This is a genomic window from Brucella sp. JSBI001 (genome assembly GCF_026014005.1).
Lineage (GTDB): Bacteria > Pseudomonadota > Alphaproteobacteria > Rhizobiales > Rhizobiaceae > Brucella > Brucella anthropi.
Genome location: NZ_CP110339.1, coordinates 1,790,068 through 1,811,343, shown reverse-complemented (window position 1 = coordinate 1,811,343; position 21,276 = coordinate 1,790,068). Strand labels below are relative to the sequence as shown.

Below are 21,276 nucleotides of genomic sequence, written 5' to 3'. Positions count from 1 at the left end.
TCATTATGGTGCGCCAAGACGATCCAGTGCAGTGCGAAGCGGAGTTTCGGAAATGTGGATCAGTCCGGCATAGGGGCTCGCCATATCCGAAATCACGAAAATCGCGCCGGCAACGGACAATGAGCATACGATTATTATCAGTATGACAGTGCTGTTTAGCGGGGCCTGTAGGCCAAAAGTTGCGAATAAAAGCGCCAGCCATGAAATCAGCACGATGAGAAATGGGACAGGCAGCCCTTCATCTGTCGTTTCCACCAATTGCCAGTGACCTTCTGCAATCATGCCGCTGACTTCAAGCGCGCGTGTTTGGAGAGAGCCTTGCGCGGTGTCCTTCGGGTTCAAAGCGCGCAGACTGTCCTGAATATCCTCAATATCCTTGAACTCCGGCAAAGCTCCATTGGAGAGCTCATCGGCTCGCTCAGCATTCCATGCCCGATCGAGACGTTTCTGGATTATTTGCTTGAGTACGGCACGTGGATGCTCCGTTTCAGGACCATAGCGGGCCATGATCCGGTCCAGGAGAACAATGCGGGCTGCCGATGTCTTCATCTCGGCTTGCGCATTGTCATAATCGGATTTTGCCGAAGCAATCAGAAGTCCGAGAGCGAGAGCGGAAAGTGTTCCGACAACAGCGGTGGCAAGGCGTATGACATCCTTGGACTCGGAGTTGAGATGATGCTCGGGCAAACGTGATCGAGCGAACATGCCAAGCATAGTCGCCAATATCAGGATGAAGAATACCAGTGCGCCAAGCAATAAGGAGTTCAACTTCGCCTTCCGCGACTTGCTCTCGAATGATCGCCCATTGAAGCTTAGTATATCATCTGTGAGTTGAGATGCAGCTTCACCAAAAGGGTGGTGTTTTAGGCTCGATATGGCCCGGTATGCGAAGAAAGTGCATTCAATAAATTACACCGCGATCAGATGAAAAAGGTCGGCACATATGGCCGACCCTTTGTTATCAAAACTGCTTTCAATCAGTTCTCTGTATGTTGCTGCTTGGCGAGGTCCTCGACGCTCATGTCCGGTTCGTTACGGGTTTTATACAGCGAATAAAGCACGCCGCTTGCGAGGATAGCCAGCGTTACGACAAGCGACAGCAGCGTGTTGATGTGAACGCCCAGCGGTACGAGGAAAATCTTGATGCCGATCAGCACGAGAATGATAGCAAGCGAAACCTGTAGATAGCGGAACCGGTTCATCGCCGCAGCCAGCGCGAAATAGAGCGCGCGCAAGCCCAGAACGGCAAAGATGTTCGAAGTGTAGACGATAAACGTGTCCTGAGTGACTGCGAAGACGGCGGGGACAGAGTCGACTGCAAAGATCAGATCGACAGTTTCCACCATGATGAGCGCGACCGCCAAAGGGGTCAACCAGGTGACCATCTTGCCGGTTTTAGGGTGTGGCTGTTTGACCGTGAAGTTGCGACCATGCAATTCGCGGGTGATATTGAACCGGCGACGAAGGAACTTGAAGACAGCGTTCTGCTCGATGTCGGGCGTCTCGTCCTGATGGCCGAACATCTTGAAGCCGGTGAAAACGAGAAACGCGCCAAAGAGGAACAGAATCCAGTTGAACTCGTGCACAAGGGCTGCACCAAGTCCGATCAGGATTGCCCGGAAGGCGATAACGCCGAGAATACCCCAGAACAAAACACGATGCTGGTAAAGACGAGGGATGCCAAGAAAGCCGAAGATCGTTGCGATAACAAACATGTTGTCCATCGCAAGACTCTGTTCGATCAGATAGCCGGTATAAAATTCCAGGCCGGATTCCGCTCCGCGCTGCCACCACACCCAGCCACCGAAGGCGAGTGCGATCAGAACATAAAAGCCATAAAGCAGGAGGCTTTCCTTGGCTTCGATCTCGTGTTCGTCACGATGGAGAATGCCGAGGTCGAAGACAAGCAAGCCAACGACGACGACGATAAACGCCGCCCAGAAATATACAGGTGTGCCAAGAAAATCGCCCGAAAGGGCTACAATAAGCGAATCCATCGCCGGACCATCTCCATTTGAACAAGTGGAGCAGCCCCGACATCGCCATAGCGGTAGCCATGACCAGAGGGGCCCGGCGCTGCATTTCTTCAAATGTGTATGGTTTTGCCAAGTTCAAGAGTGGAACCTGAATTTTTTGTAATGTTCGATCCGGTACGTGTCCCGTTCTGAGAACTTTCGATGCGAGTTACGATATCTAAGCCAAGTACTGGAAGCTGATTGCCGCTAAACGCGACATGAAAAAAGCCAGGAAGTATCCGGGCCTGTTGTCTATAACATTGATTTTCTTGAAGAAAGTATTGGCTGGGGAACCTGGATTCGAACCAAGACTAGCGGAGTCAGAGTCCGCTGTTCTACCCTTAAACTATTCCCCAGCAGGAATATGCAAATGCCTTCGATCTGGAGGCCTGCAAGCGCGGTAAAGCATCAGCTCATCCGCGACGGCTTCCATCTAGCGAACTCAAACACCGAACGCAATACTTTTCTTCGAAAAAATCAAAGCGATTTAAGTTATCCAGCAATTGCTGATTTCATGCGATAGGGTCGCTGCAAATTGATGCGCTGAGGAATGGTTTCTGGAAGCCGGCGCATAAAAAGCCCGGCCAGCGGAGGAGCGGCCGGGCAAGAGGCAGGCTGACCGGGAGGGGACCCGGTATGTGAAGGTGGCGCCTGCCAGATGATTTGTCTGCGGGCTTAAAAAGGCTGCGCCTTACTTACCCGAAGAGATGTTGGTTCAGCAGATCAGGCGTGTAGCCTTGATCTGCAACCGAGCGTCTGCCAGCTCACTCAGAACCCGCGTAGGGTCTTCCGTGCCGCGATAATGAGCTGCCGTGTAAATATCCTCACGGCGAAGTCCGATATCGCGCAGCATGTGGTCGTCAAAGCTGCTCAGGTTCAGCACTTGCCGTCGACCATTGGAAAACGTCCAGCGACGCATGATCGACGTAAATACGGTCTTTACCATCTGCACGAACGTGGAGGTTTGTCCGCTTATTGCAGGTAAATGCGTTGTCGTTATCTTGCTTGTCGCTGTCATGTCCGCTCTCCTTTGATCTGGCGGGGCTAAGTGATCCTTATCGTCAGGGTCATTCGCTTTCGCGGCTCCTTTTCCTTTACGATGGCGGCTTTATCCAACAATCGAATTGATTGTTCCAACGAATGTTTTTAATGTAATTCTTCAATAATAATGATGGATGACGCCGATGAGCACGCCTCTGGATCTCGATCAGTTGCAAACCTTCATAGCCATAGCGGATGCGGGCAGTTTTACGCGGGCAGCCGATGCTGTTTTCAAGACGCAATCCGCTGTTTCCATGCAGATGCGCCGGCTGGAAGAGCGTATTGGTAAACCGTTATTTGAACGTGATGGACGGATCAATCGTCTTACTGAAGAGGGCGAGCGGCTTCTGCTTTATGCACGCCGCATGATGCAGCTCAATGGTGAAACCATAGCTGCGTTTGATGACACTCAACTGGAAGGCCACGTGCGTATCGGTACGCCGGACGATTATGCCGATCGGTTTTTGCCGGAAATCATGGCGCGTTTTGCGCGATCAAACCCGCGCGTCGAATTGTCGGTTGTGTGCGAACCGACCGTCAATCTGGACGAGATGATCCGCCGCGGAACACTGGATATTGCTCTTGTCACCCAGTGCGATGACAAACGTCGCTCGGAAGTTGTTCGAACGGAGCCATTGCTTTGGGTGACTTCTGCCAATCATGCTGTGCATGAAGAGGCTGTCCTGCCGCTTGCTGTCGGACGCCCGACCTGTATCTGGCGTCATGCAGCCATCGATTTGCTGGAAGCGGCCAGACGAGATTATCGCATCATCATCACAAGCTGGTCAGCGACCGTTCTGGCGGCGGCGGTTCTCTCCGGCCTTGCGGTCTCAGTTCTTCCGGAATGTGCACTGCGTCCCGGTATGCGGGTCCTTGGTGAAGCAGACGGGTTTGGAATGCTGCCGGAGTTCGGTATTGGCATCATGCGCGGCCATACAAAACAGAATGCCGTCGTCGACGCACTTGCGCAGCATATTATTGAAAGTCTAGACAATATATCGTCACCGCAGCCCGGCGCGATGGCTTCGGCGGAAATTTCACCGTTTCCGGCGGTTCGTACGAGGAGGGTGCGAGCCAACGAATTGCTGCCAGGCTGGTGACGACACCGTAAATAGCCGCATGGCTTCTTGACCAGCCATGTCACCTGGTTGCCTATGATGGGATGAGCATGGGTTCCGATTCGAGTTTTACCGGCGCATCGTCTAATGTTGCCGAGTATAGCGTTTCCGAGATTTCCGGCGCGTTAAAGCGCACGGTTGAGGATACGTTCGGGCATGTGCGCGTGCGCGGCGAAATTTCCGGCTATAGAGGTCCGCATTCGTCGGGGCATGCCTATTTCGCATTGAAAGATGATCGCGCGCGTCTTGAAGCCGTCATCTGGCGCGGTTCGATGAGCCGCCTCCGCTTCCGTCCCGAAGAGGGGATGGAAGTCATTGCTACAGGCAAACTCACAACCTATCCGGGCTCGTCGAAATATCAGATCGTCATCGAACAGATGGAGCCCGCCGGTGCGGGCGCGCTGATGGCGCTTCTGGAGGAGCGTAAGCAGCGGCTGGCTTCGGAAGGACTGTTCGATCCTGCCGTAAAACAACTCTTGCCCTTTATGCCCCGTGTGATCGGAGTGGTGACTTCTCCGACCGGTGCCGTCATTCGGGACATCATTCACCGGATCGCAGATCGCTATCCGCTGCATGTCATTGTCTGGCCTGTGCGTGTGCAGGGCGAGACAAGTGGACCTGAAGTGGCCGCCGCGGTGGACGGTTTCAACGCTTTGCTCGACGAAGGGAATATTCCGAGGCCGGATGTGCTGATCGTGGCGCGGGGTGGCGGCAGTCTGGAAGACCTTTGGGGCTTCAATGACGAAATCGTCGTTCGTGCCGTTGCTGCATCGCATATACCGGTAATTTCTGCGGTCGGCCACGAAACCGACTGGACTTTGATTGATCTTGCAGCCGACATTCGTGCTCCCACGCCAACAGGCGCGGCGGAAATGGCGGTGCCTGTAAAGGAAGATCTTCTGGCAGCGCTGGCGGGGCAATCCGCGCGACTTTCGTCGGCCATGTCACGCTTTATCGATCTGAAACGACAAGCACATCGTTCGGCAGCGCGTGCTCTTCCGTCGGCTGACCAGTTGCTGGCTTTACCGCGTCGGCGTTTCGATGAAGCCGCTGCGCGCCTCACGCGGGCTCTGTTCGTTAATACGCAAAAGAAGCGGGTCCACTTTGACGGTCATGCGCGACAGTTATCGCCGCGTCTCCTTCAACGCCGGTTTACGGAACTGCAGCGCGATGTTTCCGCTCTTGGACAAAGACTGCCTCGTGCGCTCGAGGCATTCCTGCGCGAACGAAGAACAGCTTTCATTCATCGGGCAAATCGCCTTTCGGCGGAGCCGATACTGCGGCGAACAAAACTTACGAGCGTTGCAATAGAACAGCTGGATCGTCGTCGCGATCAAGCCGTCCGTCTTCTCATTGAACGAGCTAAACGGCGCGGGCAGGAACTGGAGCGTCTTATGCGCACGCTTTCTTATGAAAGCATTCTAGAGCGCGGTTTTGCGGTTGTCTTCGATGAAGAAGGGAAACCGGTGAAGCAGGCTGGATCCGTATCGGCTGGCGATGCATTGTCTATTCGGTTTCGCGATGGTGACGTTGCAGTCGTTGCGGGTGATGAGGACGAGAGCGAGCCCGCAAAGCTTGTACAAACAAAAAAGGTTCAGTCTCCCGGCTCTGGCAATCAGGGATCGTTATTTTAGCAACAGTCAGTCGCTGTGTTTTCCGTTTTCTGCTGAGATTGTTTGGCCTTAAGGCTGGCTTAAGCTTGGACGTCTTTTTCTCGCGCATCTGTCATTGTTAGAGATTTAGGATGTCGCGTAAAAAATCCCAGGACGACCTCACAAATGGCTTTGCGAAGGCTGCTTTCAGCCGTCGCGGCTTTCTTATAGGTGTAAGCGCGGTTGCGTTGTCGGGCTGTGTTTCCACGACGCAACAGCCACCTCAACCGGTGAAAAAACTGCCTGAACCTGCACCGTCGCGACCTGTGCCGCTGATGTACCAGGCGCTGCCGGAAGAACAGTTCCCGATCCCGGCTGTCGATACGAGCAAGGTTGATCCAAAATTCTGGCGGCAGGAAGTGGATTATCCAACGGACGAAGTCAGAGGCACTGTTATCGTCGATACGCCGAACAAGTATCTCTACCATGTACTGGGCAATGGGCGGGCCATGCGCTACGGTATCGGTGTCGGGCGCGATGGTTTTGCATGGGCCGGACGCGCCAAGATCGCTTATAAGCGCCAATGGCCGCGCTGGACGCCGCCGGATGAGATGGTTGCACGTCAACCTGCGCTGGAGCCTTACAGCATCGCCAATGGCGGGATGCCCCCTGGTATCAAGAATCCGCTGGGTGCGCGAGCGATGTACATTCACAAGGATGGGCGCGATACGCTCTATCGCATTCACGGATCGCCGGAAGCATGGAGCATCGGTAAAGCCGTGTCGTCGGGGTGCATTCGCATGCTCAATCAAGATGTGATTGATCTTTACAATAATGTACGCGATGGCAGCACGATTGTCGTGATACCCGATCCGAGCAAAGGCCAGCAGGTCACAAGCTGACTAAAACAAAAAGGGCGCGGTATCCGCGCCCTTTTTGTTGGATGTGTTTTGCGGCTCAATGCTCAATAGGCATATTCGAGAAAGATTGGATCGACCGACCCTGCCCATACGCTGTTATATGCCTTCAGCATGCGCTCGGCATCCGTGACGCCTGCTGCTACGATTTCTTCAAGCGGTGCAAGGAAATGTGTTTCGTCATGGCCTTCGCTGTTGAGCTTGTTGCGGTTCAAAAGACCGAGCCGGGAGATTTTCAAAGTCTCACGAGCGACCTGTTCCAGCGGCTTGCCCCGGAATGTCGTGTTCAAAGCTTTAGCGGGAACCTCGTTACGAAGGGCAAGGACCTCTTCGTAAGTCCAATCCTTGGTGAGAAGCTCGGCAGCAGTCAGAGCCTCTTCATCATAAAGCAGGCCGACCCAGTAGGCTGGAAGCGCACAGATACGGCGCCACGGACCTCCATCGGCTCCCCGCATCTCAAGGAAGCGTTTCAGACGGACTTCGGGGAAAAGCGTGGAAAGGTGATTGGTCCAGTCGCCCATATTGGGAACCGGGTCGCTCACTTCACCTTTCAGCGCACCATTCATGAACTGACGGAACGTGACATGCGTACAGTCGTGATAATGGCCGTCGCGCAGGATGAAGTACATCGGTATATCAAGCGCCCATTCGACATAATCGGCGAAACCGAAGTTCTCCGAGAAGACGAACGGCAGCACGCCCGAACGCTGGTTATCGGTATCGCGCCAGATATTCGAGCGCCACGACAAAAGGTGGTTTGGCTTGCCTTCGGTGAATGGGGAGCTGGCGAAAAGTGCGGTGGCCACAGATTGCAGCTTCATCGAAACCTGCATCTTGCGGCGCATGTCGCGTTCCGAGCTGAAGTCGAGATTAACCTGAATGGTCGACGTGCGGTACATCATGTCCAGACCTTCATGCCCGACTTTTGGCATATAGTTGGTCATGATCTTGTAGCGTGATTTCGGCATGACAGGTGTTTCAGCCAAGGTCCATTTTGGACTGCCACCAACACCTAAAAATTGGATGCCCAGAGGCTCGGCAATTTCGCGGACCTGGGACAGATGCGCATTCACTTCACGACACGTCTGGTGAATGGTTGAAAGCGGTGCCCCGGAAAGCTCAAACTGGCCTCCGGGTTCCAGCGAAATGGCGCCCTGTCCGGTTGGCTCTACCAAGCCGATGATATTGCCTTCATCGATAATAGGCTCCCAACCAAGCGTGGCCTGCATGCCTTCGAGTATGGCTTTGATACCGCGCGGCCCCTCATAGGGAACAGGACTGTTATCGGCTGTGTAAAATGGAAATTTCTCATGCTCGGTGCCGATACGCCAGGCATCCTTGGGCTTGCATCCGCCAGCCAGATAGTTCGCCAGTTGTTCAACGCCCGTCAGTGCCGTTTCGTCAGTTGTATCGCGCGCCATGCAGTCTATCCCTAGCCTATTTTTCGCTTTTCAGCGTGATTGGACAAATTTGTCAAATCACGCAAGTCAATTCCATTGAACGTCAGATTTCGAGAACGTCATCCTGCATTCCGCCAGTCTCCGAGCACAGATTGTACCAGAGCCATCGCAGCGACAGCAGCTGTGTCGGCACGCAGGATTCGAGGGCCGAGCGGAATAGCTGTCACGAAGGGGAGATTTCGGAGCGTTTGACGTTCGTCTTCTGAGAAGCCACCTTCGGGACCAATCAACAACGCGACAGGGCCGGGCGCCATTTTCTGCAAGATGGTCAACGGATCGTCCGATTCGTACCCTTCATCGCAGAAGATCAAATGTCGGGATTTGTCCCACTGCTCAATGAAGCGGTCAAAGCGAATGGCCTCACAACATTCCGGTATGGAAAGTACGCCGCACTGTTCCGCAGCTTCTATCGCATTGGCCTTGATGCGATCGGCCCCCAGCTTTGGTACCTGCGTGTGCTGTGTGATGACAGGTTGCAGTATACCTGCGCCCATCTCGACAGCTTTCTGGACCATATAGTCCAGCCGCCCCTGTTTCAGAGGGGCGAAGCAATAAACAAGATCACTCGCTAAAGGCTGCGGGCGCGTCTGTTCGAAGGGCATGAGGAACAGACGCTTTTTACCCTCCGGCTTCAGCCGTGATTTCCATTCGCCGTGGCGTCCATTGAAGGCGAGAATTTCATCGCCATCCTTCAAGCGAAGGACGTGGGTGAGATAATGTGCGGCCTGCGGGGGGACCTCAATCTGGTCGCCGTCGTCGAGGTCGTTTTCAACGTATAGTCTCTGCATTTTGTAGTTTGCGCGCATGACAGCATCGATGGCAGAGGGCAGGGGCGGCGGTCAAGCGCTTTGGTAATGCATCAAGAGACAATTAATTAGCATTCCTACACAAACAATTGATGGGAAACATCATGGCAGTTGCATTTAATTAGATTGTATCCATATAGGTATGAAGCTATCTATTTGAATGGAATTGATGTGATGAAACAAACTTGGGTCGAATTCGCACCGCTTCTTGCAAGCACCGCCAGAGGATGGCGGAAAGCTTTCGATGCAGCGATGGCGGAACATGGTCTTTCCGACGCGAAAGCCATACCGCTGATGATCCTGTTGCGGCACGGAGATCGTATTCCCCAAGGTGTGCTGGCCGAACGGGTCGGTATCGAGGGAGCAACGATTGTCCGGGTTGTCGACGAGTTGGAGAAGGATGGCCTGATCCAGCGGGTTGCCGACGATGCTGATCGTCGCGTCAAGCTCATTCAACTGACAGAGGACGGTCGCGCTCTTGCCGCCAAGGTGGAAAAGTCTGCTGCCCGTCTTCGCGCCATTTTCCTCGGTGATTTCGATTCCGATGCGGTCGACATTGCCATGGAAGTGCTGCGCAAGCTGAATGAGAAGTTTCAAACACAATCTTTCTGATCGGTCGCGCGACCGGAAAGATGCGATGCATTCAACCGGTGCCCTCACAGCCATGACGAAGCCAGTCGAAACAACTCCGAAGTTCTGGGACGTGGTCTTTTCACTGAAGACTTTCGCTGCAGCCATGCTTGCGCTGTGGATCGGCCTGATGGCCAATTTGCCCAATCCTTACTGGTCCATTGCGGCTGTCTATATTGTTGCGCATCCGCTCTCAGGTGCGACGACATCAAAGGGTTTTTACCGTCTGATCGGTACGATTATCGGCGGAGCAGTGACCATTCTGTTCGTGCCGCATCTGGTCAATTCTCCTGAAATACTGACGCTGGCGATCGGTCTTTGGATGGGCCTCTGCCTTGCGATCAGCCTGCTCGATGGTACGCCGCGCAGTTATTTGTTCATGCTGGCTGGCTATACGGTGGCTATCGCGAGTTTTGCCGTTGTTTCCGTGCCTGAAACGACTTTCGACTATGCCGTGGGTCGTGTGGAAGAGATCGCAATCGGGATCATTTGCGCTGCTGTCGTCAATCGACTTGTTTTTCCACGTCACAGCGGCCCGGTGCTCGTCAGTCGTATCGATAATTGGCTGCGTGACGGTTCAAAGCTGGCGCTGGCAAGCATGCGGGGGGAAGGTGCTACACCTGAATTTCTTCGGGATCGCCAGCGTCTTGCAGCCGATGCGCTCGAGCTGCGCAATCTGACGACGCATGTTGCCTATGACACTTCATCAATCAGAAATGTCGGAACGCAGCTTCACGTTTTGCAGCAGCGTATGGTGGCTGTTCTTCCGATCATATCAAGCTTGCACGATGTGCTGGCTATGAAGCCTGGTGAAAATGAAAAGTCCTGGCATCCAGCGGTGCAGAAACTGTTGGACGAGGCCTGTGACTGGATCGAGAGCGGCGAAAACCTGACAGAGGAACGCCGTGCTGTTTTCTTGCAGTTGATCGACGAAATCGACCGGCATGGGAAGGATGCGACAAGTTGGGGTGAATTGCTGCCGTTCAATGTGGCTGCGCGCGTTCGCGATCTGGTGCAGATATGGAGCGATTGCATCACACTGCGTCAGGACATTGTTTCCGATTCCCGACATTCGCTGCGCTGGCGTCGCTACGACGCACATTTGAAGGCCCGCCCTATGCATCGGGACTACGGCATGGCCTTCCTGTCTGGCTTTTCCGCCTTTCTGGCAACTTGTGTAGCGACTGCATTCTGGATTGCGAGCGGCTGGTCTCAAGGCAGTGCTGCAGCCATGATGGCCGGTATTTTCTGCTGCATCTTCGCAACCATGGATGATCCGGTGCCGGTCATGCGCAAGTTCAACTGGCTGCTTTTGATTGTCATCGTTGCCGCCTTCATTTTTGAGTTTGCGTTGCTGCCACTTGTGGATGGGTTCTTCCCGCTGGTTCTGGTGCTGGGACTGTTCCTCATCCCGGCAGGCTTGCTGCTTGCCATTCCTTCGCAATTTTTGCTCGGCATGGTGCTCTGCGTGAACTTGCCGAACATGCTCATGCTGCAGGGCCATCTGACCCACGATTTTGTCAGTTTTGCCAATGCCAATCTGGCCACCGTAGTGGGGATCGTAATCGCTGCCGTAGTGACTTCAATTGTCCGGTCCGTCGGTGCTGAATGGAGCGTGCGCCGCCTGATCAAGGCGGGTTGGAACGATATTGCACTTGCTGCTGAACGGCGCCCCGGACGTCATCGTCGCCAGCGCATGAATCGCCTTTTGCTCCGGATGATCGACCGTATCGGCATGATGACCCCGCGTCTCGCGCTGGTCCCGGCGGCAGATGTCGCGAAGGTCGATCTGTTGCGCGATCTGCGAAACGGCATGAACACGATCGATCTCCAGCAATACCGCTCCAAACTGCCCGAAAACTGTCGGCCAGCTGTCGATGAAGTGCTGGATGGTGTTGGCGCGCATTACCGAGCCTTGGCCAACAAGCCACAGGAGGCAGGTGAAATCGACAGAAACCTGCTCGCCTCCATTGATGCGGCAATCACTACCATTATCGAGAGCGGATCGCCAGCAATAGCCAAACGTACGCGAATGGCGCTGGTCGCCCTTCGCTTCAATCTGTTTCCGAAAGCGCCACCTTTTGCCTTGCCGCCGCGTCCACTCATGGAACTCCCGCAAGCAGCCTAAGACAACGATGTGATTTGTGATGCAACCTGAACTCGATATCTACGGAATTTACATTCCGACCCTCGGCGTGCTGGCGCTTGGCGCTTATTTTGCAAATACGGTCATGCAACGCCTTTTGGCGCGGGCACGCCTTTATCGTTTCGTCTGGCATCGGCCTTTGTTCGATGCTGCGATGTATTTTTGTATTCTCGGTGTTGCCGCCGTCATTCTCAATGGAATACCGCTATGAAAAAGCTCTTTGCACATTCAGGTCGTGTCTTTGTAACCGTCGTCATGGTCACGATGGCAGGGCTCCTCGGTTGGCATTTGTGGGATTACTACATGAACGCGCCATGGACACGCGATGGCAAAATTCGTGCCGATGTCGTGCGTGTTGCGCCGGATGTCTCGGGCCTTGTTGGCGAAGTGCTCGTCCACGACAATGCGACTGTTCATCAGGGCGACGTTATCTTTCGCATCGATCAGGCCCGTTACAAGCTCGCCCTGCAAACAACGGAAGCAAAGGTTGATAGCAGCAAGGCGGCACTTGATATGGCAAACCGCGATCTGGTCCGCTATCGCCAGCTTAACGACACGACCGTGACACGCCAGAAACTGGAGCAGATTGAAACGACGGCCCAGCAAGCGGAAGCTTCCTATCGGCAGGCGCAACTGGATCGCGATCTTGCAGCACTCAATCTCGATAGATCGTCGGTAAAAGCGCCCGTCAACGGTGTGATTACCAACTTCTCGCTTCAGCCGGGTGATTACGTCTCCGCAGGCTCAGCAGTGACTGCCTTGGTGGATACGGACTCGTTCTACGTTTCTGGCTATTTTGAAGAGAACAAACTCGAGCGTATCCAGATTGGTGACCCGGTAGTGGTCGATATCATGGGCAGCAAAGTGCAACTCAAAGGAAAGGTTGAAGGCATCGCTGGAGGTATTGAAGATCGTGAGCGTAGCGATTCTTCCAGCTTGCTTGCGAATGTTTCGCCGACCTTCAACTGGGTGCGTCTGGCACAACGTGTGCCAGTGCGTGTGAAACTTGAAGAGGTGCCGGACAGTGTCCATCTCGTTGCTGGCCGAACAGTCAGCGTTTCGGTGGTGAACTGATTTAAAAGCCCGGCTGTCGTCCGGGCTTTTTCCATGTTAGCAAAGACAAAAGCGGTTGGGGATTTCTCATGGGTGTGCTGGTTGTCCAGAACTACGATGGGTCCGGATTGGGACAGATCGAGCCAATACTGGTGAATGCTGGGCATTCGATTGATCTGCGTCATCCCTACAACGGCGATTCATTACCCTCCGATGACAATGGCTATCAAGCCTTGATCGTTCTTGGCGGCGAGCAGAATGCGCTTGCCGACGCCGAATGTCCTTACTTCCCCCATTTGCTCGAGCTTATACGCCGGTTTGGCGATCATGATAAGGCCGTTCTCGGCATTTGTCTGGGCAGCCAGCTCGTGGCTCGTGCTTATGGTGGGGAGAATATTCTGGATCGCCCGATGGAGTTCGGCTGGCAAGAAATTCGGCTTACCGAGGAGGGTAAAAGCGATCCGGTCTTGTCTGCCGCGGGTGACATCTTTCCAATCTTTCATTGGCATCGCGATACGTTTTCGCTTCCGAAGCAAGCTTTGCATATGGCGATAAGCGATATGACACCTCATCAGGCTTATCGCATTGGACGTGCAGTCTATGGCACGCAATTCCATTTCGAGGCGAACACGCAGCTTGTGGCCGAGTGGAATGACCAGCTAAGCGAACTGATCGCGGGTTTCGCGCCGGATTGGGCGTTACAATATCCAGAGCTTGCAAAGAAGTTCGGAGCACAGGCGGATGCCGCAGGTGCTGCATTAGCCAAGGCGTGGGTAAACCAAATCTAGAGGCCTCGTAACTGCGTCTTAACCTTAAGTCGAAGTATCGCGTTGCCGCTTTGCCACAGCGTTCAACCAATTCGGTTTTTCAAGAGAAAAGCGGTGGCTTGGCTGGAACCGTTCAGTTGCGGGTAACTTTTTTCGGGTGTAACTGAACGCCGTCTCCCCGGGCAGCAACCGAATGAGCAAGGCTGATCGCCATGCTCTCAAGTGGCGGCTCGTCTACCGAACTTTATCCGGCCACCGTCGAAAGAGTTTCCGAATATGACCGCCAAGCATGCCGCTCTTCTCACCGTCCTGATGGTTTCCGCGATTGTATTCATGGCGGTCGGCATATTTACCGTCGATGCGGGCAACAACGCGATGTCTACTGACGGTTATGGCATTTCCAGCGCTCATTGAGCGTACTAGCTCGTTGCAATAAAACGCTTTTCAGAGCCGTTGATCACGATGGCTGAAAGCTGCCCACTTCTCCATGCATATGTATCGAGATTGACCCTGTTCGGTTGAATATCGATAGCGCTTTGCGGTGTATGCCCGTGGATGATGACCTTTTCGAAGGGCTCAGTCCATTTGAGGAAAGCTGTGCGAATCCAGATCAATTCTTCCGGGTCTTGTGCATCCAGCGGCACAGCAGGGTTTATGCCTGCATGACAGAAGAAGAATTCGCCAAAAGCGACTGAGCGCGGCATGGCGCGAATGAAGTCGATATGGGTTTGGGGAACGGCCTTGACGAGCGCGGCATGACCTAGGCGCGCTGAATCTGCATCAGTAAAATCAACTTCCACATTGTAGGAGCGGGCGGTATCAATGCCACCGTGGAGTGCGAATATCCCGGCAACGTCTCCCGTTGCTAGATAGGTAAGAAAACCGTCGTCGTGATTGCCCAACAGCGAAATGACGCGCTTATCCCGACGTGACACATCAATCAGAAAATCCAGCACTTCTTTCGAGCGCGGACCACGATCAATATAATCACCAAGATGAATGATACGCCAGTCGTGAGCGGGGCGGTGGTCAAGGTCGGCACGGATCAGCCCGTGCATATCCTGCAACAAGTCGAGACGGCCATGTACGTCGCCGATGGCATAAAGGCGGATACCGTCGGGTCCTTTGGCATCTTTGAAAACTACGCCGTTCATTCGCTGTCATTTTCCTTCGTGTCCTTGCCTGACTTCGCACCCGCCCGCTGCCGATAGCGCAGGCGCGAGACACGTTCGCGTTCTTCGTGAAGCTCGCGATCATGCGTGGCCTGTTCCACGAAACGAATGTGTTTTCGCACCGCTTCGCGTGCCGCTTGCGGATTACCGGCCATGACGGCATCGTAAATGGCGCGGTGCTGCGAAAGAAACATGTCGGCGACGCCAGGATAGCTGTAAATTAGGCTGCGATTGTAAAAAACGCCATCCTTCAGAAGTTGATAGCAAGACCGCAGGGTGTGCAGCAGAACGATGTTGTGTGCTGCTTCACCAATGGCATTGTGCAATTCCACATCGAGGCGTGCCTCCGTGTCGAAGTCGCTGACGCCATGAGCCTTTTCCATGGCCTCCATGATCTCGGTCAAAAGCGCTTTGTCAGCTGGTGTAGCTCGAAGTGCTGCATATTCTGCGGCAATGCTTTCGATTTCCCGGCGATATTCGAGATAGTCTGCGGTCGCCTTGCGATGATCGGCAAAAAGCTTGACCACAGGGGCGCTGAATACCTGTCCGATCACGTCTGCAACGAATGTGCCTCCACCATGACGAGAGATGAGGAGTTCGGCAGTCTCAAGCCTTTTTAGAGCATCGCGCAATATCGGGCGAGATATATCGAACTGGCGCGCCAGTTCACGCTCGCCGGGAAGCCGGTCGCCACCGCGCAGAACGCCTTCGAGAATGAGCGTTTCGATCTGATGCACAACGTCGTCTGCCGTGCGGCTTGCCTGTATGCGTGAAAAAATTGTTTCGGCCATGCCGTCTGAAGCCCTCTCCATAAAGGCGGCAAATTAGCCTTTAGGTCGATGCCCGGCAACGGAATATATTGAAAAGGAAAGTCCGATCGATGATGCGACCGGGCTTTCGGAATACATGATCAAAAAATGATCAGGCTTTTTTGCGCTTGCGTGTCGCGACGAGTACGAAAAGACCTGCGACAAAGCCGTACATAGCCCATTTAAACGGGAGTGCGTCAGCGGTTTCGCTGCGGATCGGAAGTACGGTCACAGTGCCGGGGCGGCTTTCTACGCCCGATTTGCCTTCGGCTTTAGCTTGTTCGATCTGTTGTGGAGAAACGACCCACTCGGCGCCACGTGATTTGTCATAGAACATGAAACCACAGCCGACGATAACGGCGACGATGATCGCTAGAATAAAACGTAAAGGTGTGTTCATCATTTTTCCCAGAAAATCAGGACAATGGGAGACAATCATCCGATTCGCTTGAATAACGGATTGCGGGATATTTAAGCCTTTTAGAATCAAAAGCTTAGTTAGCTTTATATGCTGGCACACTAATATAGCGCGCGCGACTTATTAACCGACGAACGAAAGCCAGTCTATTTCTTTGCTACTTCGTGCGGAGATGCGCCGCTTTCCCAGTAAGGAACAGGGCCATAAAGATCTGCCAGATAGTCGATGAACAGTCTGACCTTTGCCGGGAGGAACTGTTTCGATGGATAGACGGCATGAATTGCAACGTTGCGAGACGCGGCATAGTCGGGCAGAACTTGTACCAACTTGCCTGCTGCAAGTTCCGGGCCGATATCCCAGGTCGAGCGTTGCGCTATGCCGAGGCCTGCCAGGACTGCCTCGCGTACCATTTCGCTGGAATTGGTTTGCAGTGGCCCCACTGGGCGAATGACGATGGGGCCTTTGGGGCCTTCCAGTCGCCAGGGGTCGTTGTTGTGAGGTGCCAGACAGATATGGTCCTGCAAGTCCTCAATCGTCTGTGGTGTACCGCGTTCCGCGATATAGCCGGGTGAAGCGACGAGAATACGACGCACGGGTGCGAGACGGCGTGCGACGAGGGTTGAATCGGAAAGTTCGGCGATCCGAATGGCAAGATCGTATCCATCGCCTACAATGTCGACCATCTCGTCGGTGAGCTGCATATTGACGGTAAGGTCTGCGTTGGCGCGCATGAACGGCACGAGATAGGGCGCAATGTGCATGCGACCGAAAGTCGTAGGGGCTGAAATTTTCAATGTACCGCGCGCATCGGCAGAACGGCGGGCAACAAAGGCTTCCGCTTCTTCGATGTTGGAGAGAATGGCCAGAACCCGCTCATGATAACCCTGACCGGCCTCAGTCAACGCGATCTGGCGTGTCGTTCGTTGAAGCAGTCGGGTTCCGAGGCGCTCTTCCAGCCGTCCCAGACGTTTTGAGACGACCGCTGGCGAGAGGCCCAGATCGCGAGCGGCTGCTGACATGCTGCCCGTTGCCACGACGCGGGCAAAGATTTCCATATCCGCCAGACTGCTCATCATGTTCTGCTATCCCACTCATTGCCGTGCTTTGCTAAAGCTTTGGGTTTAAAGCATCTAGCCGAGCGCTAGGAAACTAGGCAAGCAATTATGCCGCAGTGTGAAAACTGTTTAGCCGCTGACTAAAGTGGTAAAAATGATTTACCACTTGACGAGAATGGTGCGGAGTGCACTTTGACCACATAAGTGGTGGAGGAGAATATGAGCGGACTCATCATGCCGGAACCGGACGCGTCGTCATGCAGCGGCGCGAGCAGATCGTTGCAGACTTGCGCGACATCGTGTCGGGCGAAGGCGTTGTGGATGCTATCAATGCAATGCGCGTGTTCGAGAGCGATGGCCTGACCGCGCACCGTTCGTTGCCGTTGGTCGTTGTGCTGCCAGAAACGGTTGATCAGGTTTCGCAGGTTCTGCGCTATTGTCACGATAACAACGTTCGTGTCGTGCCACGGGGAGCGGGCACATCGCTGTCGGGCGGTTCCATGCCGCTGCAGGATGCGGTGCTGCTTGGTATGTCCCGCTTCAATCGTATTCTCGAAATCGATTATCCGAACCGCGTTGCCGTGGTACAGCCGGGCGTGACCAATCTCGGCATTACCAAGGCTGTTGAACACGAGGGGTTTTATTATGCGCCTGATCCCTCGTCACAGATTGCCTGTTCCATTGGCGGTAATGTCGCTGAAAATGCGGGTGGTGTGCATTGCCTTAAATACGGTCTGACCGCCAATAATGTGCTCGGCATCGAAATGGTGCTTATCACCGGAGAAGTTATCCGGCTTGGCGGTAAGCATCTCGACAGTGAGGGCTACGATCTTCTCGGTCTGATGACCGGCTCAGAAGGACTGCTCGGTGTCGTGACAGAGATTACGGTCCGTATCCTGCAAAAACCGGAAACGGCGCGTGCAGTCATGGTCGGCTTTCCCTCCAGCGAGCAAGCCGGTCAGTGTGTCGCTGACATCATCGGCGCAGGTATCATACCAGGCGGCATGGAGATGATGGACAGGCCAGCCATCAAGGCTGCCGAAGATTTCGTGCGGGTCGGTTATCCGCTCGATGTCGAAGCGCTGCTGATCGTCGAACTTGATGGGCCGCCCGTCGAAGTGGACTATCTGATAGGTCGGGTCGAAGCACTGGCGCTTACAAACGGTTCCACAACCTGCATTCTGTCGCAGTCGGAAGAACAACGTCTGGCTTTCTGGGCAGGCCGGAAGGCGGCATTCCCGGCAGTGGGACGCATCTCGCCGGACTATCTGTGCATGGATGGCACCATTCCGCGCAAAGAGCTGCCGCGTGTTCTGTCCGGGATGCGCGAACTTTCCGAGAAATACGGATTGCGGGTGGCCAATGTGTTCCACGCGGGCGACGGCAACCTGCATCCGCTTATCCTCTATGATGCGAATATTCCTGGCGAACTGGAAGCTGCGGAAGATTTTGGCGCGGACATTTTGCGCCTTTGCGTGAAAGTCGGTGGTGTTCTCACTGGCGAACATGGAGTAGGCATCGAAAAGCGCGATCTGATGCCGGAAATGTTCAACGAGATCGATCTTGACCAGCAGATGCGCGTCAAATGCGCTTTCGATGCCAAGCATCTGCTCAATCCCGGCAAGGTGTTTCCGCAATTGCGCCGCTGCGCCGAGCTTGGTCGCATGCATGTGCATCGCGGCGAGCTGGCCTTCCCGGATATTCCCCGATTCTGAGTTGTGGTTTTGATCATGAGCGATGCAAATATTCTAAAGCCGCAGGATGAGGCGGGCGTTCTGGAGGCGGTGCAGGATGCACTGGCCAGTTCTACGCCGCTGGAAATTATCGGCCATGGCTCCAAGCGTGGCATCGGACGCAGGGTTGATGCAGGTCGCGTGCTCGACGTGTCGCGGCTTACGGGCGTGACCTTGTATGAGCCGGACGAACTGGTGCTTTCGGCAAAAGCCGGAACGCCAATGGTCGAGATCGAAAAGCTTCTGGCCGACAACAATCAGTGCTTTCACTTCGAGCCGATGGATTACGGCCCGTTGCTGTCGGGCGAGGGTGGGCGCGGCACGATTGGTGGCGCGCTTGCCGCCAATCTGTCCGGTCCGCGCCGTCTCAAGGCAGGTGCTGCCCGCGATCATGTGCTTGGGGTGCGCGTCGTGTCCGGGCGAGGCGAATTGTTCAAATCTGGTGGTCGCGTGGTCAAGAACGTGACCGGCTATGATTTGTCCAAAGGCATGGCTAATTCCTGGGGCACACTGGGCGTTGCCACCGAGGTGACGTTCAAGGTTCTGCCGAAGCCGGAAACGGCGGCAACGCTTGCCGTGCGTGGGCTGACTGACGAACAGGCCGCGCGCGTCATGGCCATGGCGATGGGGTCGCGCGAGGAAGTCGCATCTGCGGCACATTTGCCACCGACGGTTGCCAACCGCTTCCTTGACGGAAAACTCGGCTGGGATGCGGCGACCGTTCTACGGCTCGAAGGCTTTGCACCTTCGGTCGAGCACCGTAGTCGGCAATTGCAGGCGCTGCTGGGCCAATCCGGCACGGTGGAAGTGTTGAACGGGGGGCAATCGCAGCAGCTCTGGCGTGAAGTGCGCGATGTCCTGCCTTATGCCAATGCAGGCGACAATCGCGCTGTCTGGCGTGTTTCGATGACGCCGATGCAAGGCTGGCAGATGGTGGACGAGTTCCGCCGTCATGCGGGCGTCGATGCCTATTACGACTGGCAGGGTGGGCTGATCTGGATGCGGATGGAAGCGGACCCGGAAGCGCAAACTTTGCGCAAGCTGATTACCAAATATGGCGGTGGCCATGCGACGCTCGTGCGCGCATCGGAACATATTCGCGCAAGCAATGCAGTGTTCGAGCCGCAACCGGCAGCACTTGTAGCGCTTTCTCAGCGGTTGAAGCAACAATTCGATCCCGAAAATATCCTCAATCCGGGGCGTATGCATCCCCGTCAGGCTGGAGCTTGAAGCCATGCAGACCCATTTCAGTCCCGATCAGTTACGCGATCCTGGTGTCAGCGAAGCCGAAAAAATTTTGCGCAAATGCGTGCATTGCGGCTTCTGTACCGCAACATGCCCGACCTATGTGACGCTCGGCAACGAACTCGACAGCCCGCGCGGCGCATTTATCTGATCAAGGACATGCTGGAAAATGGTCGTCCGGCGGATGAGGAGGTCGTGCGCCATGTCGATCGCTGCCTGTCGTGCCTCTCATGCATGACGACCTGTCCTTCGGGCGTCAATTACATGCATCTGGTCGATCATGCCCGCGCGCATATCGAGAAAACCTACAAGCGCCCCTTCATGAACCGTTTTCTGCGCGGTGTTCTGGCGCAGGTTCTGCCCTATCCGGGCCGGTTCCGTGCAGCGTTGAAACTGGCGAAGCTCGGCAAGCCGTTCGCGTCGCTTTTGCGCAAGAGCGATGCCCTGAAACCCATGGCGGCGATGCTTGATCTCGCGCCGCAAAGCCTGCCATCAGCGGCCCCTATTGAAGCCATCAGCGCTGCCAAGGGAGAAAAGCGCGGTCGCGTGGCAATTCTCAACGGCTGCGCGCAACCTGTGCTCAATCCGGGTATCAATGCCGCCACCTTGCGGCTTTTGAACCGCTTCGGCATCGAAGTGGTGACACCGAAGGGCGAAGGCTGCTGCGGTTCGCTGGTCCACCATATGGGCCGCGAAGAGCAGGCGCTGGAACAGGCGCGGCACAATGTCGATGTGTGGACGCGCGAGATCGAGGCGGGCGGTCTCGACGGGATCATCGTCACGGCGTCCGGCTGCGGCACAACGATCAAGGATTATGGTTACATGCTGCGGCTTGATCCGGCCTATCACGACAAGGCTGCGCGCGTGTCGGCGCTGGCAAAGGACATCACCGAATATCTCACCGGCATCGATCTGCCGGAACCCGATGCGCCGCAGGCGCTGACAGTCGCCTATCACTCGGCCTGCTCGATGCAGCACGGGCAGAAAATTGTGCGGCAGCCGAAAGACCTGCTGTCAAAAGCGGGCTTCACGGTGAAGGAACCGCTGGAAGGGCATCTGTGCTGCGGATCGGCTGGCACCTATAACATCATGCAGCCGGAGATTGCCGCCAAGCTGCGTGACCGCAAGGTAAAGAACATTGAGGCGACAGGCGCCGATCTGATCGCTACCGGTAATATCGGCTGCATGACCCAGATCGCCACCGGCAGCAAGCTACCCATCGTGCACACGGTGGAACTGATCGACTGGGCCTATGGTGGGCCGAAGCCTCAGGGATTGTCACAAATCGCTGCATAAAAA

19 protein-coding genes, 1 tRNA gene and 2 pseudogenes are annotated in these 21,276 nt (G+C 55.0%); 12 read left to right on the top strand and 10 right to left on the bottom strand.

Translation table 11 applies throughout. The features are described from left to right. Positions 1–3 precede the first annotated feature (3 nt). The 4 genes from LJ361_RS08605 to LJ361_RS08590 form a co-directional block, all read right to left on the bottom strand. Positions 4–768, bottom strand: coding sequence for a DUF4239 domain-containing protein (locus tag LJ361_RS08605; RefSeq protein WP_264813329.1), 765 nt, complete (start codon positions 766–768; stop codon positions 4–6). Positions 769–977: 209 nt separating this feature from the next. After that, the gene (locus tag LJ361_RS08600) at positions 978–1,997 is read right to left on the bottom strand and encodes a TerC family protein (protein ID WP_010660957.1); all 1,020 of its coding nucleotides are present in this window, start codon (positions 1,995–1,997) and stop codon (positions 978–980) included. A 300-nt stretch (positions 1,998–2,297) separates the two neighbouring features. Then, positions 2,298–2,371: transfer RNA gene (locus LJ361_RS08595), tRNA-Gln, on the bottom strand. A gap of 359 nt (positions 2,372–2,730) precedes the next feature. Further along, positions 2,731–3,033 carry a DUF1127 domain-containing protein gene (locus LJ361_RS08590; protein ID WP_010660959.1) on the bottom strand — a complete coding sequence of 101 codons (303 nt, stop codon included), beginning with the start codon at positions 3,031–3,033 and terminating at the stop codon, positions 2,731–2,733. 166 nt (positions 3,034–3,199) lie between these two features. Between LJ361_RS08590 and LJ361_RS08585 the strand changes: the two genes are divergently transcribed. The 3 genes from LJ361_RS08585 (at position 3,200) to LJ361_RS08575 (ending at position 6,668) form a co-directional block, all read left to right on the top strand. Further along, entirely contained in the window at positions 3,200–4,156 is a 957-nt protein-coding gene (locus LJ361_RS08585; protein WP_010660960.1) for a LysR substrate-binding domain-containing protein, read from the top strand. Between the two features lie 68 nt (positions 4,157–4,224). Continuing rightward, positions 4,225–5,808, top strand: a complete 1,584-nt coding sequence (gene xseA / locus LJ361_RS08580) for an exodeoxyribonuclease VII large subunit (RefSeq protein ID WP_010660961.1) — start codon at positions 4,225–4,227, stop codon at positions 5,806–5,808. 110 nt (positions 5,809–5,918) lie between these two features. Next, positions 5,919–6,668: a L,D-transpeptidase gene (locus LJ361_RS08575; RefSeq protein ID WP_010660962.1), complete on the top strand. Its 750-nt coding sequence runs from the start codon at positions 5,919–5,921 to the stop codon at positions 6,666–6,668. Positions 6,669–6,730: 62 nt separating this feature from the next. Here LJ361_RS08575 and LJ361_RS08570 read toward each other — a convergent pair whose 3' ends face one another. Further along, positions 6,731–8,104, bottom strand: a complete 1,374-nt coding sequence (locus LJ361_RS08570) for a glutamate--cysteine ligase (protein WP_029928008.1) — start codon at positions 8,102–8,104, stop codon at positions 6,731–6,733. A gap of 98 nt (positions 8,105–8,202) precedes the next feature. Further along, on the bottom strand, positions 8,203–8,949 hold the full coding sequence (locus tag LJ361_RS08565) for a 16S rRNA (uracil(1498)-N(3))-methyltransferase (protein ID WP_036578447.1): 747 nt from the start codon (positions 8,947–8,949) through the stop codon (positions 8,203–8,205). Between the two features lie 174 nt (positions 8,950–9,123). Here LJ361_RS08565 and LJ361_RS08560 point away from each other — a divergent pair, with 174 nt between their 5' ends. The 6 genes from LJ361_RS08560 to LJ361_RS08535 all read left to right on the top strand — a co-directional run bounded on the left by LJ361_RS08560 (position 9,124) and on the right by LJ361_RS08535 (position 13,959). After that, positions 9,124–9,561 (top strand): MarR family winged helix-turn-helix transcriptional regulator, encoded by a 438-nt coding sequence (locus LJ361_RS08560; protein ID WP_010660965.1) that lies wholly within the window; start codon positions 9,124–9,126, stop codon positions 9,559–9,561. 52 nt (positions 9,562–9,613) lie between these two features. Then, the gene (locus tag LJ361_RS08555; protein WP_264813587.1) at positions 9,614–11,707 is read left to right on the top strand and encodes an FUSC family protein; all 2,094 of its coding nucleotides are present in this window, start codon (positions 9,614–9,616) and stop codon (positions 11,705–11,707) included. Positions 11,708–11,726: 19 nt separating this feature from the next. Further along, positions 11,727–11,936: a DUF1656 domain-containing protein gene (locus LJ361_RS08550; protein ID WP_010660967.1), complete on the top strand. Its 210-nt coding sequence runs from the start codon at positions 11,727–11,729 to the stop codon at positions 11,934–11,936. Next, positions 11,933–12,799: an HlyD family secretion protein gene (locus LJ361_RS08545; protein WP_011982727.1), complete on the top strand. Its 867-nt coding sequence runs from the start codon at positions 11,933–11,935 to the stop codon at positions 12,797–12,799. Before LJ361_RS08550 ends, LJ361_RS08545 begins: the two co-directional genes overlap by 4 nt. A gap of 68 nt (positions 12,800–12,867) precedes the next feature. After that, the gene (locus LJ361_RS08540; protein ID WP_010660969.1) at positions 12,868–13,566 is read left to right on the top strand and encodes a type 1 glutamine amidotransferase; all 699 of its coding nucleotides are present in this window, start codon (positions 12,868–12,870) and stop codon (positions 13,564–13,566) included. 255 nt (positions 13,567–13,821) lie between these two features. Beyond that, positions 13,822–13,959 (top strand): hypothetical protein, encoded by a 138-nt coding sequence (locus LJ361_RS08535; protein WP_010660970.1) that lies wholly within the window; start codon positions 13,822–13,824, stop codon positions 13,957–13,959. A 5-nt stretch (positions 13,960–13,964) separates the two neighbouring features. On the opposite strand, the gene LJ361_RS08530 is transcribed toward LJ361_RS08535, so the two are convergent. From LJ361_RS08530 to LJ361_RS08515, 4 genes are all read right to left on the bottom strand, one after another. Continuing rightward, positions 13,965–14,699: a metallophosphoesterase gene (locus tag LJ361_RS08530; protein WP_010660971.1), complete on the bottom strand. Its 735-nt coding sequence runs from the start codon at positions 14,697–14,699 to the stop codon at positions 13,965–13,967. Continuing rightward, positions 14,696–15,508: an FCD domain-containing protein gene (locus LJ361_RS08525; protein WP_010660972.1), complete on the bottom strand. Its 813-nt coding sequence runs from the start codon at positions 15,506–15,508 to the stop codon at positions 14,696–14,698. The genes LJ361_RS08530 and LJ361_RS08525 overlap by 4 nt, the downstream gene beginning before the upstream one ends. Positions 15,509–15,638: 130 nt before the next feature. Beyond that, the gene (locus LJ361_RS08520) at positions 15,639–15,926 is read right to left on the bottom strand and encodes a hypothetical protein (protein WP_010660973.1); all 288 of its coding nucleotides are present in this window, start codon (positions 15,924–15,926) and stop codon (positions 15,639–15,641) included. Between the two features lie 164 nt (positions 15,927–16,090). Further along, a complete protein-coding gene (locus LJ361_RS08515) occupies positions 16,091–17,020 on the bottom strand; it encodes a LysR family transcriptional regulator (protein ID WP_010660974.1) in 930 nt (309 codons plus the stop codon). A gap of 198 nt (positions 17,021–17,218) precedes the next feature. Between LJ361_RS08515 and LJ361_RS08510 the strand changes: the two are divergent. The 3 genes and pseudogenes from LJ361_RS08510 to glcF all read left to right on the top strand — a co-directional run bounded on the left by LJ361_RS08510 (position 17,219) and on the right by glcF (position 21,273). Continuing rightward, a pseudogene (locus tag LJ361_RS08510) lies at positions 17,219–18,714 on the top strand (FAD-linked oxidase C-terminal domain-containing protein). 15 nt (positions 18,715–18,729) lie between these two features. Beyond that, the gene (glcE, locus tag LJ361_RS08505) at positions 18,730–19,962 is read left to right on the top strand and encodes a glycolate oxidase subunit GlcE (protein ID WP_029927998.1); all 1,233 of its coding nucleotides are present in this window, start codon (positions 18,730–18,732) and stop codon (positions 19,960–19,962) included. Positions 19,963–19,966: 4 nt separating this feature from the next. Then, positions 19,967–21,273 (top strand): annotated as a pseudogene (gene glcF, locus LJ361_RS08495) (glycolate oxidase subunit GlcF). The last annotated feature ends 3 nt before the right edge of the window (positions 21,274–21,276 follow it).